Source organism: Bordetella genomosp. 8 (genome assembly GCF_002119685.1).
GTDB lineage: Bacteria > Pseudomonadota > Gammaproteobacteria > Burkholderiales > Burkholderiaceae_B > Bordetella_C.
In genome coordinates, this window is record NZ_CP021108.1 from 2,831,788 (window position 1) to 2,847,306 (window position 15,519).

At 66.8% G+C, this 15,519-nt stretch carries 15 protein-coding genes; 3 read left to right on the forward strand and 12 right to left on the reverse strand.

Going from position 1 to position 15,519, the window contains the following annotated elements; genetic code table 11:
- Nucleotides 1-21 precede the first annotated feature (21 nt).
- On the forward strand, nucleotides 22-1,152 hold the full coding sequence (locus CAL12_RS12930; protein ID WP_086064808.1) for an aminotransferase class I/II-fold pyridoxal phosphate-dependent enzyme: 1,131 nt from the start codon (nucleotides 22-24) through the stop codon (nucleotides 1,150-1,152).
- A gap of 139 nt (nucleotides 1,153-1,291) precedes the next feature.
- Nucleotides 1,292-2,848 (forward strand): argininosuccinate lyase, encoded by a 1,557-nt coding sequence (locus CAL12_RS12935; protein WP_086064809.1) that lies wholly within the window; start codon nucleotides 1,292-1,294, stop codon nucleotides 2,846-2,848.
- A gap of 19 nt (nucleotides 2,849-2,867) precedes the next feature.
- Here CAL12_RS12935 and CAL12_RS12940 read toward each other — a convergent pair whose 3' ends face one another.
- A complete protein-coding gene (locus tag CAL12_RS12940) occupies nucleotides 2,868-3,764 on the reverse strand; it encodes a LysR family transcriptional regulator (protein ID WP_086064810.1) in 897 nt (298 codons plus the stop codon).
- A gap of 96 nt (nucleotides 3,765-3,860) precedes the next feature.
- Between CAL12_RS12940 and CAL12_RS12945 the strand changes: the two genes are divergently transcribed.
- Complete coding sequence (locus tag CAL12_RS12945) at nucleotides 3,861-4,682, forward strand: NAD(P)H-dependent oxidoreductase (RefSeq protein WP_086064811.1); 822 nt, start codon at nucleotides 3,861-3,863, stop codon at nucleotides 4,680-4,682.
- Here CAL12_RS12945 and CAL12_RS12950 read toward each other — a convergent pair.
- The 11 genes from CAL12_RS12950 to CAL12_RS13000 all read right to left on the reverse strand — a co-directional run bounded on the left by CAL12_RS12950 (nucleotide 4,634) and on the right by CAL12_RS13000 (nucleotide 15,278).
- Nucleotides 4,634-5,416 carry an ABC transporter permease gene (locus CAL12_RS12950; protein WP_086064812.1) on the reverse strand — a complete coding sequence of 261 codons (783 nt, stop codon included), beginning with the start codon at nucleotides 5,414-5,416 and terminating at the stop codon, nucleotides 4,634-4,636. The genes CAL12_RS12945 and CAL12_RS12950 overlap by 49 nt on opposite strands.
- Before the next feature lie 26 nt (nucleotides 5,417-5,442).
- Complete coding sequence (locus tag CAL12_RS12955) at nucleotides 5,443-6,234, reverse strand: ABC transporter ATP-binding protein (protein ID WP_086064813.1); 792 nt, start codon at nucleotides 6,232-6,234, stop codon at nucleotides 5,443-5,445.
- Nucleotides 6,231-7,562 (reverse strand): acyl-CoA thioesterase/bile acid-CoA:amino acid N-acyltransferase family protein, encoded by a 1,332-nt coding sequence (locus tag CAL12_RS12960; RefSeq protein ID WP_086064814.1) that lies wholly within the window; start codon nucleotides 7,560-7,562, stop codon nucleotides 6,231-6,233. Before CAL12_RS12960 ends, CAL12_RS12955 begins: the two co-directional genes overlap by 4 nt.
- On the reverse strand, nucleotides 7,559-8,632 hold the full coding sequence (locus tag CAL12_RS12965) for an ABC transporter substrate-binding protein (protein WP_086064815.1): 1,074 nt from the start codon (nucleotides 8,630-8,632) through the stop codon (nucleotides 7,559-7,561). The genes CAL12_RS12960 and CAL12_RS12965 overlap by 4 nt, the downstream gene beginning before the upstream one ends.
- A 15-nt stretch (nucleotides 8,633-8,647) precedes the next feature.
- Complete coding sequence (locus CAL12_RS12970) at nucleotides 8,648-10,165, reverse strand: class I adenylate-forming enzyme family protein (RefSeq protein WP_086064816.1); 1,518 nt, start codon at nucleotides 10,163-10,165, stop codon at nucleotides 8,648-8,650.
- Between the two features lie 134 nt (nucleotides 10,166-10,299).
- Complete coding sequence (locus CAL12_RS12975) at nucleotides 10,300-10,719, reverse strand: PaaI family thioesterase (protein WP_086064817.1); 420 nt, start codon at nucleotides 10,717-10,719, stop codon at nucleotides 10,300-10,302.
- Between the two features lie 74 nt (nucleotides 10,720-10,793).
- Nucleotides 10,794-11,798 carry a zinc-binding dehydrogenase gene (locus tag CAL12_RS12980; RefSeq protein ID WP_198298485.1) on the reverse strand — a complete coding sequence of 335 codons (1,005 nt, stop codon included), beginning with the start codon at nucleotides 11,796-11,798 and terminating at the stop codon, nucleotides 10,794-10,796.
- A gap of 57 nt (nucleotides 11,799-11,855) precedes the next feature.
- Nucleotides 11,856-12,845 carry an ABC transporter substrate-binding protein gene (locus CAL12_RS12985; protein ID WP_086064819.1) on the reverse strand — a complete coding sequence of 330 codons (990 nt, stop codon included), beginning with the start codon at nucleotides 12,843-12,845 and terminating at the stop codon, nucleotides 11,856-11,858.
- A gap of 56 nt (nucleotides 12,846-12,901) precedes the next feature.
- Entirely contained in the window at nucleotides 12,902-13,795 is an 894-nt protein-coding gene (locus CAL12_RS12990; RefSeq protein ID WP_086064820.1) for an ABC transporter permease, read from the reverse strand.
- Nucleotides 13,792-14,535: an ABC transporter ATP-binding protein gene (locus CAL12_RS12995; RefSeq protein WP_086064821.1), complete on the reverse strand. Its 744-nt coding sequence runs from the start codon at nucleotides 14,533-14,535 to the stop codon at nucleotides 13,792-13,794. Before CAL12_RS12995 ends, CAL12_RS12990 begins: the two co-directional genes overlap by 4 nt.
- Nucleotides 14,532-15,278, reverse strand: a complete 747-nt coding sequence (locus CAL12_RS13000; RefSeq protein ID WP_086064822.1) for a GntR family transcriptional regulator — start codon at nucleotides 15,276-15,278, stop codon at nucleotides 14,532-14,534. The genes CAL12_RS12995 and CAL12_RS13000 overlap by 4 nt, the downstream gene beginning before the upstream one ends.
- Nucleotides 15,279-15,519 lie beyond the last annotated feature (241 nt).

Sequence of the window (15,519 nt, forward strand, 5' to 3'; positions counted from 1 at the left end):
CCAGCACTACAAGGGGCTGTCTTGAAATACACACGTATGCCGATCGAGGCGCAGGCGCCGGAAGAAGTCGGCTATGGCCGCATCCAGAACAATCTGTCGGAAAGCTCCATCGCCGACCGCAAGCTGGGCGAACTGGGTGTGGACCTGTCCGACCTGACCCTGTTGTACGGCGAGCACCGCGGCGACCTGGCGCTGCGCGAGCAGATCGCGCGGCAGGCCGGCAGCCCGGCGATACATACCGACGACGTGCTGGTGTGCGCCGGCGCCGCCGGTGCCTTGTTCATCGTCTCCAGCGCCTTGCTGAAGCCGGATTCGCATCTGGTCGTGGTGCGGCCGAACTACGCCACCAACATTGAAACGCCGAAAGCGATCGGCTGCGAGATCAGCTACGTCGATCTGTCCTTCGAGTCCGGCTACAAGACGGATATCGACGCCATCGAGCGCGCCGTGCGGCCCGACACCGCCATCATCAGCGTGACCTGCCCGCACAACCCGACCGGCTCGATGATGTCCTGGGACGACCTGCTGCGCCTGGACGACATCGCCCGGCGCAACGACTGCGTGGTGCTGGTGGACGAGACTTACCGCGACCTCAGCCACGGCGAGCCCTACCCGACGGCGGCCAGCATCAGCGATCGTTTCATCGCCGTATCGTCCTTGTCCAAGGCCTATGGCACGCCGGGGATACGCGTCGGCTGGCTGATCACCCGCAACCGGCCGCTCTACGACCTGTTCCTGGCGGCCAAGGAGCAGATCGGCATCTGCGGCTCGGTCCTGGACGAGGCGGTGGGCACGGCGGTGCTGGCGCAGCGCGAGGCCTGGCTGAAGACCAGCAATCAGCGCAACCTGCGCCACCGCGACATCCTGCGGGCGTGGATGCGGGATGAGCCCTATATGGAGTGGGTGGAGCCGACCGGTGGCGTGGTGTGCTTTCCCCGGCTGAAGGTGCCGGCGTCGTTCGACCTGGACCGCTTCTACCGCAGCCTGCTGGAGCGTCACGGCACCTATGTCGGCCCCGGCCACTGGTTCGACATGCCGCGCCATTACATGCGCATCGGCTACGCCTGGGTGACCGAGCAGCAGCTGCGCGACGGCCTGGCGGGGATATCGGCGGCAATCCGCGAACAATTGGACGAACATCGCGGGGGATGACCTCCGGACGACGGCAAGGGGAGCCATGCGTAAGCCGGTCATGCGGCCAGCCGGGTGATCGCCGGGCGCGGCAACGGTATCATCGTGGTTTTCCGGGCGCGCACGCTCCGGACCGATGGATGCCAAGCAAGGAGACCCCATGACCGTTGCCACACACCGGGCCCGCCGAGCGAGCCGCGGCTCGCGCCGTTTCGCCGCCGCCGGCCTGCTCGCGCTTGGCCTGGCGTGCGTCCGCGCCGACGCCGCGAGCGGCGGCGCCAGCGGCCTGCATGACAATTTCTTCTGGCTCGGCCAGTTCAACAAGGCGTCGATCGTCATGACGACGGAGCAGGGCATCCTGCCGCCGGACATCGCGCAGAAAACGGCGCGCGCCGTCGCCCAGGTGATCGCGGAAGGCGACAAGCCCGGCGGCAAGCGGCCCGGCGACTACCTGCAGCTGGAACCGCTGATCACCAAGATCGCGGGCGCCGACGCCACCCGCATGCATTCCGGCCGCAGCCGCCAGGACATCCTGGCCACCACCCGGCGCGTCATGCTGCGCGATCGCCTGCTGGATCTTTACGAAGCGCTGAACCAGGCGCACGCGTCGGTCAACGCGCTGGCCGAGAAGTACGCCGACGCCATCGTGCCGGCCTATACCAATGGCGTACAAGCGCAACCCACCACCTACGGCCATTATCTGCTGGCGTTTTCCGACGTGCTGGACCGCGACGCCGCGCGCCTGCGCCAGGTCTATGCCCGCGTGAACCTGAGCCCCATGGGCGCGGCGGCGCTGGGCACGTCCAGTTTCCCGATCGACCGCAAGCGCCTGGCCGACCTGCTGGGCTTCGACGGCGTGGTGGACAATTCCTACGACGCCGCCCAGTTTTCGCAGATCGATATCGGCGCGGAAGCCGCCAGCCTGGCCAGCACCATGGCGCTCAGCGTGGGCGCCTTCGTGCAGGATATCCATACGCAGTACCACCAGCCCAAGCCCTGGCTGATGCTCACGGAAGGCAAGCTGACGGGCACCAGCAGCATCATGCCGCAGAAGCGCAATCCGTATGCGTTGAACGACGTGCGGCTGGCCGCCAGCGAAACCGTCGGCGACGCGATGGCGGCGCTGGTTGTGGCGCACAACGTGGAGCCTGGCATGCCCGACTACAAGCGTGGCCAGGCGCAGGACGCGGTGGACTCCGCCACGGATATGTACCTGAAGCTGGACGACATGCTGGGCGGCCTGGTGCTGAACCGCGAACGCGCGCTGGCCGAGGTGGACGCCGATTATTCGACCACCACCGAACTTGCCGACGTCCTGCAGCGCGACGCCAACGTGCCGTTCCGCATCGGCCATCATTTTGCTTCCGAACTGGTCAGCTACGGCCGCCAGAACAACCTGAAGCCGGCCGATATCCCGTACACGGAAGCGCAGCGCATCTATACGGCCTCCGGCAAGGCGAACGGCGTGGATAACGCCAAGCTGCCGCTGGACGAAGCGCGCTTTCGCCAGGTGCTGACCGCGCAGAACATGATCGCCTCCAGCAAGGGCCAGGGCGGTCCGCAGCCCGCCGAAGTCGCGCGCATGCTCGCCGACGCCAAGCAGCGCCTGTCGGTGGACATGACCTGGGTGCAGAGCACGCGCGATCGCCTGACCACCGCGCAGGACAACCTGGACCGGGCCTTCGACGCGGTCGCCAATCCCCCGGCCAAGAAGTAATCCCCCCGGCGCGCGGCGATCAGACCGACCGTGCGATAAGGTCGCGCAGCCACTGGTGCGCGGGATCGCGGTGCAGCCTTTCATGCCACAGCATGAGCATCTCGAAGCCCGCCACTTCCAGCGGCGGCTCGACCACTTGCAGCGCACGGTTGCCGAGCACCAGCCGGGACGGCACCAGGGCCACCAGGTCGGTGCTGGCCAATACGGCCGCCAGGAACAGGAAATGGGGCACCGATAGCGCCACCCGGCGCGTCATGCCCAGCCGCGCCAGCGCCGCGTCCGTCACGCCCTGGAAGCCGCCGCCGTCCGCCGATACGATGGCGTGGTCGAGCGTGCAGAACTGCGCCAGGGTCGGCCGGCGCTTCAACCGAGGATGCCCCTTGCGACCGGCCAGCACGTAGCGCTCGACGAACAGCGAGCGCTGCCGCAGCCCGGGCGACGCTTCGGCGGCGATGTGGAAGGCGAGATCCACGTCGCCCTGGTCCGCCTGGCGCGCCAGCATCGGCGGATTCAGTTCGAGTATGGCCAGGCGCGAGCGAGGCGCCGCCGCACGCAGGGCCGCCAGGGCCGGCAGCAATATGGTCGATTCGCCATAGTCGGACGCCGCCGCCCGCCAGGTCTGTGCGGCCCGCGCGGGATCGAACGGACGGCTGGGCGCGACGGCCCGTTCCAGCGCCTCCAGGGCCAGGCGGAGCGGCTCGCGCAATTCGTCCGCGCGCGCCGTGGGCCGCATGCCGCGCGGGCCGGGCAGCAGCAGCGGGTCGCCGAGCACTTCTCTCAACCGTGCCAGCTGCACGCTTACCGTGGGTTGCGACAGATGCAGCCGCCGCGCCGCGCGGGTCACATTGTGTTCCGCCAGCAAGGCGTCCAGCGTGACCAGCAGGTTCAGGTCGAGGCGGCGCAAGGAATTGTTCATGGCAATACCTGGCATTACGGAAATTCATTTTGACTATACCCGAGGCATGCCTATCGTATGTCCATACGCACTTGCGAGCCTATGGAGCACCGCCTCATGAATGTCCTGATCGTTTATGCCCACCCCGAGCCTCGTTCCCTGAACGGGGCCATCAAGGAATTTACCGTCGAACGGCTGCGCCAGGCGGGACACGCCGTGCAGGTATCGGACCTGTACGCCATGCGCTGGAATGCGGTGGTGGATCGTGCCGACAATACCGCGGCGCGGACCGATGCACATTACGACGTATCCACGGATTCGGAGCAGGCTTATGCGAACGGCACGCAGAGCGCCGACATCGCCGGCGAACAGGAAAAATTGAATTGGGCCGATGCCGTGATCCTGCAGTTCCCGCTCTGGTGGTTTTCGATGCCGGCCATACTCAAGGGCTGGGTCGATCGCGTGTATGCCTGCGGATACGCCTATGGCGTGGGGGAACACTCGGACACGCATTGGGGCGACCGCTATGGCGAAGGCACCCTGGCCGGCAAGCGGGCCATGCTGGTGGTGACGGCGGGTGGCTGGGCGTCGCACTACGCCGCGCGCGGCATCAATGGGTCGATTGACGACATCCTGTTTCCCATCCAGCACGGCATCCTGTTCTTCCCGGGCTTCGACGTGCTGCCGCCTTATGTGGTCTACCGCACGAGCCACCTGGATGCCGCCGGCTTCGCCGGGATCCGTGACACGCTGGGCCGGCGACTGGATGCGTTGGCGACCACGGAACCCATCCCGTTCCGCAAGCAGAACGGCGGCGATTACCTGATACCCGAGCTGACCCTAAGGCCGGACATCGCCCCAGGTCAGGCGGGAACGGCCATCCATCGGCGTCAGGCGGCGTCGCGGTCGCCGCGCGATTCCCAGAACACCACGCGCTGATGGATCTGGCGCATCAGCATGGATCCGGCCAGGCCGATGACGGCCAGCAGCAGCACGCCGGCGAACATGGTGGCCAGGCTCATGCTGACCGAGGCCGACGCGATCAGGTAGCCCAGGCCCTTTTGCGCGGACAGGAATTCGCCCACGACCGCGCCGATCAGCGCCATCGCGACGCCTATCTGAAGCCCGGAGAAGATATCGCCCGCCGCGGCGGGCAGCTTCACGTGCAGCAGCAGATAGGCCCGGCTGGCGGAAAACGCACGGCAGGCATCCAACAGCTCGGTGTCCGTGCGCTTGATGCCGTTGATGGTGTTGACGAACAAGGGGAAGAAGCACACCAGCGCGACCAGCACCACCTTGGACGACATGCCGAAGCCGAACCACACCAGGATGATGGGTCCGAGGGCCACCTTGGGCATCGCCTGTAGCCCGACCAGCAGCGGATACAGGAATCGCTCGAAGGTGCGGGATTCGGCCAGCAAGGCGCCCAGCAGCACGGCCAGGCCGCAACCGATGGCATAGCCGGCCAGCGATTCCGCCAGGGTGGCCCAGATATGCGGCCACAGCGTCCCATCGGCGAAGCCGCCGTATAGCGCGCCGAACACGGCGCCGGGCGGCGGCAGCAGGTAGTCGGGGATGGCGAAGGCCTGGATGGACCAGTGCCAGATCGCGATGAGCACGGCGACGCTGATCAGCGGGTACAGGAAAGAGGTGATGTCTAGGCGTTTCAGCATGGAGGGAAAGGCGGAAGACCTCGCGGTCAGGCGGCCTGGGTTGCCGCCCCGGTCTCGGCCTGGGCGTGGGTGAAATGGCGACGCAGATGCTGGCAGGCGGCATTGAAGGCCGCGTCACCCAGCGTTTCCAGGGTGCGCGGACGCGGCAGGTCGGGGCGATAGTCTTCGATGATGCGTCCGGGCCGGGGCGACATGACCAGCACCCGGTCGGCCAGGAAAACCGCTTCCGGAATGCTGTGGGTGATGAACAGCACCGATTTGCGCTGCGTGCTCCAGATGCGCTGCAGTTCCAGCGTCAGGGCTTCGCGGGTCAGGGCGTCCAGGGCCGCGAAGGGCTCGTCCATCAGCAGCAGGTCGGGATCGGCCAGCAACATGCGGGCGATGCCCACGCGTTGCTGCATGCCGCCGGACAATTCGCCCGGATAGTTGCCGGCGAACCCGCCCAGCGATACCAGGTCCAGCAACGATCGCGCGCGTTCGCGCGCCGGTTCCGCCGGCAGATTCATGGTGCGCGCCGGCAGCAATACATTGTCCAGCACCGTCTTCCAAGGCAGCAGATTGGGTTTCTGGAACACCACGCCGGCGCGGCGGCTCGGCCGCGTCACGGTTTCGCCACCCAGGCTGACGTCGCCTTCGGTGGGATGCAGCAATCCTGCCGCCAGTTTCAGCAGCGTGGACTTGCCGCAGCCGGAAGGACCCAGCACCGCCACGAACTCGCCCGGCGCGATGTCAAGGTCGATGTCCGCCAGCGCCTGTATCCTGCCGCGCCGCGTCGGATAGGTCAGCCCGACGCGCTTGAAGCTCAGTGCCGCGCTCATGCACCCGCTCCATGCGCGGCGGCGGCGGTGGCCAGGAAGCGCTGCACGGCTTCCCATGACTGCCGGTTGGCGCGGGCATTGGCATGCGGCGTGCCGCCGCCGGTCAGCACCACGCCCGCCACGGGGTGGGGCTTGGCGATCAGCGTGGCGGGCACGTTGGGCACGCCGATGGCATGGCCGGCGCCCTGGCCGCAGACGTGTTCGACCGGCCAGCGGTGGCCGTGCTCCTCGAGCGTGGTGGCGATCTGTTCGCTGAACAGGGTGGAAGGCCAGAAGCCGTCGTCGGTGCCGGAGATCAGCATGACGGGGCCTTGTATCTTCTCCACGGCGATGCGGGCGGCGGCGACGGAGGCGGGGTCGCGCAGCGGGGTATGGAAGGCCGGCGCCTGCCGCACCGGCTGGCCGTCCGCGGGCACCTGGTTGAAGGCCGCCCAATCGACCTGGGGGTTGTCCTGCCACACATTGCGCAGTGCCTGTCCCTGCCAGGTCCAGGTCGGCGAATCCGGCGCTTCGCCCGGCGCGCCGGCGCGCAGCGTGCCATGCACGACCGCGCTGGGCACATAGGCGATGGCGGCGTTGACCAGGCCCGGGAAGCGCGAGGCCAGCAACAGGGTGAGTTCGCCGCCACGCGACTGGCCCGTCACGGCAACGAAGCCGTGGGCGGGGTCCAGGTTGGCGCGGGTCCAGCGCAGCGCTTTTTCGAAGTACTCCAACGGCGTGCGGGAGATATGCGCCGGCAGGCCGGGCGCCTTGAAATAGCCCAAGGCAAACGCGGTGTAGCCGTGGGCTGCGTACAGCGCGGCCCGCTGGCGCGGAATGCCGCCGCCGGAGCCGTTCAGCACGATGATGACGGGCCGGGGTTCGGTGCCCGCGGGACGGAATACGGTACCTACCAACCCGTCTTCCTGGATCTCACGGCGCGTGACGCCTTCCACGACATAGCGCTGCACCAGCGTGGCATGGGCGCTGGCCTGCCCGTCGGCGCTCTCGGCGTCGATGGCGATGGCCAGCGTGTCCACCTCGTCGCTGCGCTCGGGGTCGGTCGGGGGCTGGATGCGCTTCATGGCCCAGACCACGGCCATGGCGTCGGCGTCGTCCCAGTCGCCGCTGGCGGGCGCCTGCTTATCCAGGTCGACCATGCCGTCGGCGCCGACCGTGAACGTCGCCTCGCTGCGCCAGACGCTGCCGTCCGGATGGCGCAATTCGGCGCGCAGCCGCGCCGGCCCTGGCGGAAAGCCGGCCAGGACGATGCGGCGCGCGACGTCGACGGCCGCGTCCGCCGGCTCGACCCACAGCGTGGCGCCGGCTTTACCCTGGTTGCCGCTCATTTGGCCGCCTTCGCCTGCGCACGCACGGCATCGACATCGAAATCGTTGATCTGCTTGATGAACTCGTTGGAGAAGATATTGTCCACCGGCACGTTCGCCGACGGATACTCGCCCGCGGCCGCCATGGCCTGGATGCCGGCGGTGATGGCCTTCAGATCGTAGTAGCCGGGCACGCGCGGCTGGCCGGACGGGGTATAGAGCACCCGTTGCAGGCGCCGGCTGAGCAGCGTGGCCTGGTCCTTCAGCGCCTGGGCTTCATCGCCGGCCGGCTTGGATTGCGGATTGGCGCGCCAGAAGGCCCGCACGCAGAATTCCGGATTGGCGACGCAGGCCACCTGCGCCTTGGTATAGGCGCGGCCGAAGCGCACCATCAGGTCGGGATGGTCGCGGAAGGTGTCCACATGGGCGATGAAGCCGTTGCCCGCGGTTTCGGCGAAGACGGACGGGTAGGCGATGCGGCGGATGGGCGTGCCGGACATCTCCAGCATGTCGTTCCAGCTGCTGTTGAAGTTCAGCGCTTCCACCTTGCCGGTCTTCAAGGCCTGGAAGCCGGCGGCGAGCGCGCCCACGGCCACGTAGTCCACGTCCTTGCCGGGCGTCAGGCCGGCGGTGCGCAGCGCGGCGCGGCCGCCGGGAATGGTGCCCCAGGTCAGCGCGCCGACGCCGATCTGCTTGCCCTTGAAGTCGGCCAGCGTCTTGACCGGCGAATTGGCCAGCACGGCGAATTCCATGGTGTTGCCCGGCACGCCGTTATAGAAGTAGCGCAGGGGCAGGATGTCCTTGCCGCTGAAATAGCTGGAGATCACCGGTTCGGAGGTCGGATAGCCGAAGGTGACGCGCTTGCTCGCGACCTGTGGCAACAGGGCGCCCGCGCCCTGGAACACGATGGTCTTGACCGACAGGTTTTCCTGCTTGAAATAGCCGAGTTCATCGGCGGCGGCGTAGGGCGCGCCGTCATGCACGGCGGGCGGGATGGCCAGCGCGACGGTGACTTCGTCCACGGCATAAGCGGGCGCCGCGGCCAGGGCGGCGAACAGCCCGCCCATCGCGATTACGGAGGGGAAACGCATGGAAAGTCCTTTTTTTCAGTGGTCGCCCTGGCCCAGGCGGGATGCCGCGTCGCGCAGCAGTTGATTGCGGTCGATCTTGTTGGTGGACGCCAGCGGCAGGTGGTCGACGAACCAGACCTGCCTGGGATGTTGGTAGGCCGGCGCGTGTTCCAGCGCATAGCGCTTGATTTCTTCGGCGTCGGCATGATGGCCGGCGCGCAGGACGATGTAGGCCACGGGTTTCTGGCCCTTGATGTCGTCTTCCACGGGGACGACGGCGGCTTGCTGCACGGCGGGATGCTGTTCCAGCATCTTTTCCACTTCGCCCGGGTAGATGTTTTCGCCGCCGCTGACGAACATGTCGTCGCGCCGGCCGACGAAGGTGTAGAAGCCGTCGGCGTCGCGGCGGAAGACGTCGCCGGTCGAATAATAGCCGTCGGGCGTGAACGGCTTGGCCAGGTCGGGGCGCTGGTGATAGCCCAGCATCAGGCCGGGGCTTTTCATTTCCAGGATGCCCTGGTCGGGGCCGTCGCCCGGTCCCGGCGCCAGGCGCAGCGAGACTTCCGGATGCGCGTGGCCCACCGAGGTGGTCGGCGTCGGCAGGCCTTGCGGATGCGGGCCGAAGACGACCGGACCGCCTTCGGTGGTGCCGAAGGCGTTGATGACGCGCGCGTTGGGCAGCATGGCGTGGATCTGCGCTAGCAGGCTGGCGCTGACCGGGGCCGATCCCATGCGGATGACCTTGACCGACGACAGGTCGGTGCGGGACAGCAGGTCGCGCTCGCGCAGCATCATGGCGATCATCGGCGGCACGGCGGTCAGCCAGGTGCAGCGGTAGCGTTCGATGCAGCGGATATAGGCCTGCGCCGAAAACTGCGGCAGCAGCACCGTGGTCGCATGGCTGCCCACCGACAGGAAGGCCAGGGCCAGCGCGTTCATGTGGTACAGCGGGGCGGCGATCAGCGCACGTTCGTCGTTCAGCGGGGTGGCCTTGCGGCGCGTTTGCACCGTCCACAGATGGCTGGCGTGCGACAGCAGCACGCCCTTGGGCCGTCCGGTGGAGCCGGAGGTGTACAGCATCAGCGCGACGTCGTCCGGCTTGGGGCGGTAGGGCGGCTGCTTGCCGGGCCGCAGGAAATCCTGGAAGGGATCGGCGTGCGCCGAGGCTTCCATGGGTATCGCTTCAAGGCCGGCGGGAAGGCTGGGACGGCGGGCTTCGTCGAACAGGACGAGGCGGGCGCCGCTGTCCTGCAGGACGAAGGCGATGGTGGCGGCCGGGAACTTGAAGTTCACCGGCACGGCCACCAGGCCCGCGCGCATGATGCCCATCACCGCCGCCACGTAGCGGACCGAGTTGGCGGACAGCAGCGCGATGCGGTCGCCCGTGGCATAGCCGCGCTCGCGCAGCGCCTGCGCCACGCCTTCCGCCAATGCATCGAGCTCGGCGTAGGTGTACCGCGTCTCATGCAGTTCGGCGTCGACGCCTATCATGGCGATGCGCGCCTGGTCGGCCGACGGATCGATCAGGTCGCCAAGGTTGTACGGTGTATGCATATCTGTCGCCAAATACTAATCGCCACATAGCCAAGACGGCGTAACCAAGCGGGGACGCCGCGGATCCGGGTCCCCCGGTCCGCCGGCGTCGCCCCCTTGAGGGGGAAGCGCGTCAGCGCTTTCGGGGGTGGGCTTTACTGCACAGCTGTGGAATAAACGCCGCGGCCGCTGGCCACGAGCTTGCCGTCCTTGTCGAACACCTGCGCTTCGGCGACCGACACCTGCGATCCGAACTTGATGACCTTGCCCTTGGCGGTCAGGTCGCCCTGGAAAGCGGCGCGGTGATAATCCACGCGCAGGTCGATGGTCGGCACGCCCCGGCCGGTGCTGGAAACCAGCGCCCAGTCGGCCGTCAGGTCCACCAGCGCGGCCAGGATCCCGCCGTGGGTGTAGCCCTTTTCGGCATTGACCACCCATTCCTCGCGCCACTTGGCCTTGAGTTCGATTTCGCCGGTCCCGACGGACAGGACCTCGATGCCCAGCCACTGGTGGTAAGGCCCGCGCAGCAGTTTCGCCTGGATGTCTTCCTTGGTGGGGAGCGCTTTTTCGGTCATGGTAGTTTCCGTATTCCTGGTATTCGGTTATCTGCGATACCGGGGGCATGCGCCCCGGACGTGGCCACGAGGCGTCAGGGATTGACGATCACCTTGCCCAGCACTTCGCGGTCGCGGATCAGGGCCAGGCCCTCGGCGGCCTGTTCCAGCGGCACGGCGCGGTCGATCAGCGGATCGACGCTGCCTTCGGACACCATGTCCAGCAAGGCCTTCAGGTTCTCGTCGTAGAAGCTGTTCGAGCCCTTGATGTTCAGTTCGAAGCTCCACACGTAGCGCAGGTCTTCCTTGGGATCATGGCCGGCCGTCGCGCCGCACACCAGCAGCGTGCCGCCGCGCTTCAGGCACTTCAGCGAAGGCAGCCAGGTATCCCCGCCGGTGAAGTTGATGACCACGTCCACGCCGCCTTCGTAGTTGCGGCGCTGGGGCTTGCCGTACTGGCCGATGGCCCACTTGCTGAAATCCGTTTCGCGATAGTTGATCAGGTGGTCGGCGCCCAGCGACTTCAAGCCTTGCAGCTTGGAATCGCTGCCGGCGCAGGCGATGACTTCCGCACCCAGCTGCTTGGCCAGGATGACGCAGGCGGTGCCCACGCCGCCGCTGGCGCCCAGCACCACGACCTTGTCGCCAGCCTTGACCGTGTTGTGCGTGATCAGCATCCGGTGCGCGGTGCCGTAGGCGACCGGTAGCGCCGCCGCATCGTCGAAGCTGACGTTGTCCGGCATGGCGATCAGCTGGCCGGCCGATACCAGGCAGTATTCGGCCATGCCGCCGTCCAGCATTTCGCCCATCAGGCCCTTGGCCTTGTTCAGCGGGTTGACCAGCACGCGGTCGCCAACCTTCCAGCCTTCCACGCCTTCGCCGACTTCGGCGATTTCACCGGCCATGTCCAGGCCGATCACCACCGGCAGCGGCACCTTGATGCCGGGCATGCCCTGTACCGTGAACACGTCGTGGTAATTGAACGACGACGCACGCACGCGAATGACGACGTGGCCCGGCGTGACGGCGGGAACCGGCTTGTCCGTCACGACGTGGAGCTGGTCGAGTCCGCCGTGCTGGTCCAGGACCAGGGCTTTCATGGTTTTGTTCATGGATGCTTTCCTTTGGTGCCGGCAAGATGGCCGGGATAACTTGGATTACTTGATGGATTTCGATTGCTGCCAAGGGCCCGTGACGAACAGGTCGTCCTTCAGGGCGCCCTTGATGACACCGGTCTCGGTAAAGACCTGGTGTTCGCGCTTGAGCGTGTCGATGTCGGATTGCTCGAACGAAATGCGGTACATGTCGTTCCACAGTCCGGCGTAGACCTTGGCGTCGTTTTCCGGCAGGTTGGCCGATTTCTGCAGGATGGCGATGACTTCGGGCTGGTGGGTCTGCGCCCAGGCCAGGGCGTTGCGCATGCCGGCAAGCACGCGGGCGACGACTTCCGGATGGGCCTGCACGTATTCGCTGCGCACGGTGCCGATCCCGATGTAGGGCACCGAATCGCTCTTGGTCAGCTTGCGCCATTCGTCGGCGAAGCTGCCCAGCTTGGTCACCTTCAGATCGGTGAGCTGCGCCACCGTCACGGAACGCAGCGCCGACGCATCGACCTGTTTCTGCACCAGGAATTGCGCCAGCCTGGATTCGTTGCCGCCGACCAGCGAGAAATCATTGGGCTTGATGCCGTAATTGCCGGCCAGGATGGCCCCTGCGATTACCGCCACCGAGCTGCCGGCGGGCGACATGCCCACCTTCTTGCCGCGCAACTGGTCCAGAGACTTGATCGGCGAGCCTTCGGGCACCACGAATTGCACGTCGGCCGGCTGGGTCGCGGCAAATACCTTCAAGGGCACGCCTTCGGCCGCGCTGCTGAACACGCCGGCGGCCGGCGCACCGTAGGCCAGGTCGATGGAGTTGGACGCCAGCGCGCGCAGCGGCGCGTTGACGTCGGGAAAACGCAGGAACTCGACGTCCAGGTTCTGCTGCTTGAGGAAAGGCGTGGCTTCCAGCACCGCGCCGAAACCCAGGCTGACGCCGCTGCTCCAGTAACCGATACGTACCTTGTCGGCAGCCTGTGCGCCAGTCGCGCCGGTCGCCGCGGCAAGCGCGAGCAGCGCGGCGAAGAGGGGTTTTCTCCATTGCATGATGTGGCTCCAGTGTGTCGGCGGGTTGGGTCGGTGGGAGGGTCGTGGGGAATTCGTCAGAGCGGCTTCCAGCGGAAGAGCCGGCGTTCCAGCGGCTTCAGCAATCCGCCTTCGAAGATCAGCATCAGCACCACCAGCAGCAGCGTCCAGGCAAACACCTGGTCGGTCTGCACCAGATCGGCCGCCTGGCGCAGGCGGTAACCGATGCCGTCGGAGGAGCCCAGCGTTTCGGCCACCAGCGAGACCCGCCAGCCGAAACCGAACGCCAGCCTGGCACCCGAAAAGAAGTAGGGCAGGATGGTGGGAAGGTAGATTTTGCGCAGGATCTGTGCCCGCGACATGCGGAAGCTGCGCGCCAGGTCCACGTGCAGCTTATCGACGTTCTGCGAGCCTTGCCAGACATTGGTGAGGATCAGCGGCATGGCCGTCATGAACACCACGAAGATGGTGGTGGCGTTGGAGATGCCGAACCAGATGATGGCGAAGACCGCCCAGATCGCCGACGACACGGTATTCATTACGGCCAGCAGCGGATCGAAGAAGGTCGCCAGCACGCGGCTGGAGCCCAACGCCAGCCCCAGCGGCGTGCCCACCACGGTGGCCAGCGCGAAGCCGATGACGATGCGGGTGAGCGTGGTCAGCACGTCGTGCGCGAACGTGGCGGATTGCGCCAGGTTGACCAGCGCCTGCAGGACTTTTTCCGGGCCGGGCAGCACGAAAGCGGGAACGTGCGACGCGGCCATCGTCCACAGCAGCAGGAATACGATGGCCAGCGCGGCGCGCTGCGCGAACAGCCACCCCAGGCGCCGCCAGGGCCTGTCCGCGCCATTGGTACGCGACAGGCTGATCGTGGATGCGCCGATGTCCGTCGCGCTCGCGCTCAGGCCGTTGCCGGCCGCGACGCCGCGCACGGCGGTGCTGTCGGTACTGCCCTTGCTTCCGTCGCTCATTCCTGTACCTTCATGCGCAATTGGCGCGTCTGTTCGGCGACGTCGCGATCCGTGGGGTGGCGCGGCCGCGCCAGCGCGACGGGATCGATCTCGCGGATGCGGCCCGGCCGAGGCGCCATCAGCACGATGCGGTCCGCCAGGATCACGGCCTCTTCGACGTCATGCGTGACGAACAGCACGGTCATATTCTTGATGCCATGGATGCGCAGCACTTCGTGGTGCATCTGCGTGCGCGTCTGCGGATCCAGCTTGGAAAACGGTTCGTCCATCAGCAGGACGTTGGGCTCCACCACCAGGCTGCGCGCCAGCGCGACGCGGCTGCGCATGCCGCCGGACAACTGGTGCGGCCAGGCATCGGCGAAGCCCGCCAGGCCGACCAGGTCCAGCACGGCATCGGCACGACGATGCCGCTCGGCCTTGGCCACATGCGTGGCTTCCAGCCCGAAGCCGACGTTGTCGCGCACGCTGCGCCAGGGCAGCAGGCGGTCTTCCTGGAACAGGTAGGCCATGCGCCGCCATTCGCCGTAGGACGCCTGCGGCTGGCCGCCCAGCAGGATGTCGCCGCCATCGTAGGACTCCAGGCCGGCAACCATGTTCAGGAGAGTGCTTTTGCCGCAGCCCGAAGGACCGAGCAGGGCGACGATCTCGCCCTGGCCGACGCTGAAGGAGATGTCGCGCAGTACTTCCAGCGCGCCGAAGTGCTTGGACAGGTGCCGTACATCCAAGGCGTTGCCGCTCATCGCGCGCTCCCGTTCAGCGCCGCCGGAACGGGGATGATCGCCCCGGTCTGCGTGAGGCTGGCATAGAGTTTTTCCAGGGTCATGACCTGGAAGGTTTCGATATGGCGTCGCGCGATGGTCTCGGCCCGCTTGCCGTCGCCTTCGGCCAGCGCATCGATCATGGCGTTGTGGTCGTGCTTGATTTCCGGCTTGGTGCGCTGCACGCCGAAGCCCAGCGCCACCAGACGCGACATCTCGTCCATCAACTGGCTGAGCAGCTTGTACAGCCGATCGTTGCCGCAGGCGGCCGCGATGGCCAGGTGGAAAGCCTTGTTGGCGTCCATGAAGGCATCGATCTGGTCGCTCAACTGCAGGACCGGGTGCTGGACGCGGCATGCGGCTTCCAGGCGGCGCAGCTGCTCGACGTCGACGCGTCCCGCGGCCAGGCGCGCCGCCAGCGGTTCGACCTGCACGCGCAGCGTGAACACTTCTTCGACGTCGCGCAGCGTGATGGGGGAAATCTGATAGCCCTTGCGAGGCTTGGAGCGGACGAAGCCTTCCTGCGCCAGGCGGACCAGCGCGATGCGGCAACTCGTCTTGCGGATGTCGTAGGCCTGCATCAGTTCAGGCTCGGTCACGAAGGCGCCCGGCGCCAGCCGGCACGACAAGACGTCGCGCCGGATGCGCGCATAGGCGTCGTCGCCGGAACTCACTTCTGAGCTGGCGGCGGCGGGGCGAGCGGCCTGCAAGGCTGAAACGGGCATGGTGGCGTGGCTTCATCCAGGCTGTGAGCAGCTCACAGCGCAAGTGAAATAGGTCTACAACGCCACCATTCTATGGATGACCAGTCCAAACGCTAACTAAGAAATTACCCTAAGCATATGCCTGAAGCTTTGGTTGTTCGCGCGAAAATACCCCTTCCAGGAATAAGGAGAAAGGGGTTTTCCCTGCCGTGCTGGCTATCGGGGCCCAGCAGCGAAGCGAGGAGTCTGGCATGTGTCATGG

Excerpts from the sequence above, each read along its gene's own strand:
- CAL12_RS12975 (WP_086064817.1), bottom strand. The coding sequence starts at position 10,719 with ATGACCGAAAAAGCGCTCCCCACCAAGGAAGACATCCAGGCGAAACTG.
- CAL12_RS12970 (WP_086064816.1), bottom strand. The coding sequence starts at position 10,165 with ATGCATACACCGTACAACCTTGGCGACCTGATCGATCCGTCGGCCGAC.
- CAL12_RS12950 (WP_086064812.1), bottom strand. The coding sequence starts at position 5,416 with ATGCTGAAACGCCTAGACATCACCTCTTTCCTGTACCCGCTGATCAGC.
- CAL12_RS12935 (WP_086064809.1), top strand. The coding sequence starts at position 1,292 with ATGACCGTTGCCACACACCGGGCCCGCCGAGCGAGCCGCGGCTCGCGC.
- CAL12_RS12990 (WP_086064820.1), bottom strand. The coding sequence starts at position 13,795 with ATGAGCGACGGAAGCAAGGGCAGTACCGACAGCACCGCCGTGCGCGGC.
- CAL12_RS13000 (WP_086064822.1), bottom strand. The coding sequence starts at position 15,278 with ATGCCCGTTTCAGCCTTGCAGGCCGCTCGCCCCGCCGCCGCCAGCTCA.
- CAL12_RS12985 (WP_086064819.1), bottom strand. The coding sequence starts at position 12,845 with ATGCAATGGAGAAAACCCCTCTTCGCCGCGCTGCTCGCGCTTGCCGCG.
- CAL12_RS12955 (WP_086064813.1), bottom strand. The coding sequence starts at position 6,234 with ATGAGCGCGGCACTGAGCTTCAAGCGCGTCGGGCTGACCTATCCGACG.
- CAL12_RS12945 (WP_086064811.1), top strand. The coding sequence starts at position 3,861 with ATGAATGTCCTGATCGTTTATGCCCACCCCGAGCCTCGTTCCCTGAAC.
- CAL12_RS12960 (WP_086064814.1), bottom strand. The coding sequence starts at position 7,562 with ATGAGCGGCAACCAGGGTAAAGCCGGCGCCACGCTGTGGGTCGAGCCG.
- CAL12_RS12965 (WP_086064815.1), bottom strand. The coding sequence starts at position 8,632 with ATGCGTTTCCCCTCCGTAATCGCGATGGGCGGGCTGTTCGCCGCCCTG.
- CAL12_RS12980 (WP_198298485.1), bottom strand. The coding sequence starts at position 11,798 with ATGAAAGCCCTGGTCCTGGACCAGCACGGCGGACTCGACCAGCTCCAC.
- CAL12_RS12940 (WP_086064810.1), bottom strand. The coding sequence starts at position 3,764 with ATGAACAATTCCTTGCGCCGCCTCGACCTGAACCTGCTGGTCACGCTG.
- CAL12_RS12995 (WP_086064821.1), bottom strand. The coding sequence starts at position 14,535 with ATGAGCGGCAACGCCTTGGATGTACGGCACCTGTCCAAGCACTTCGGC.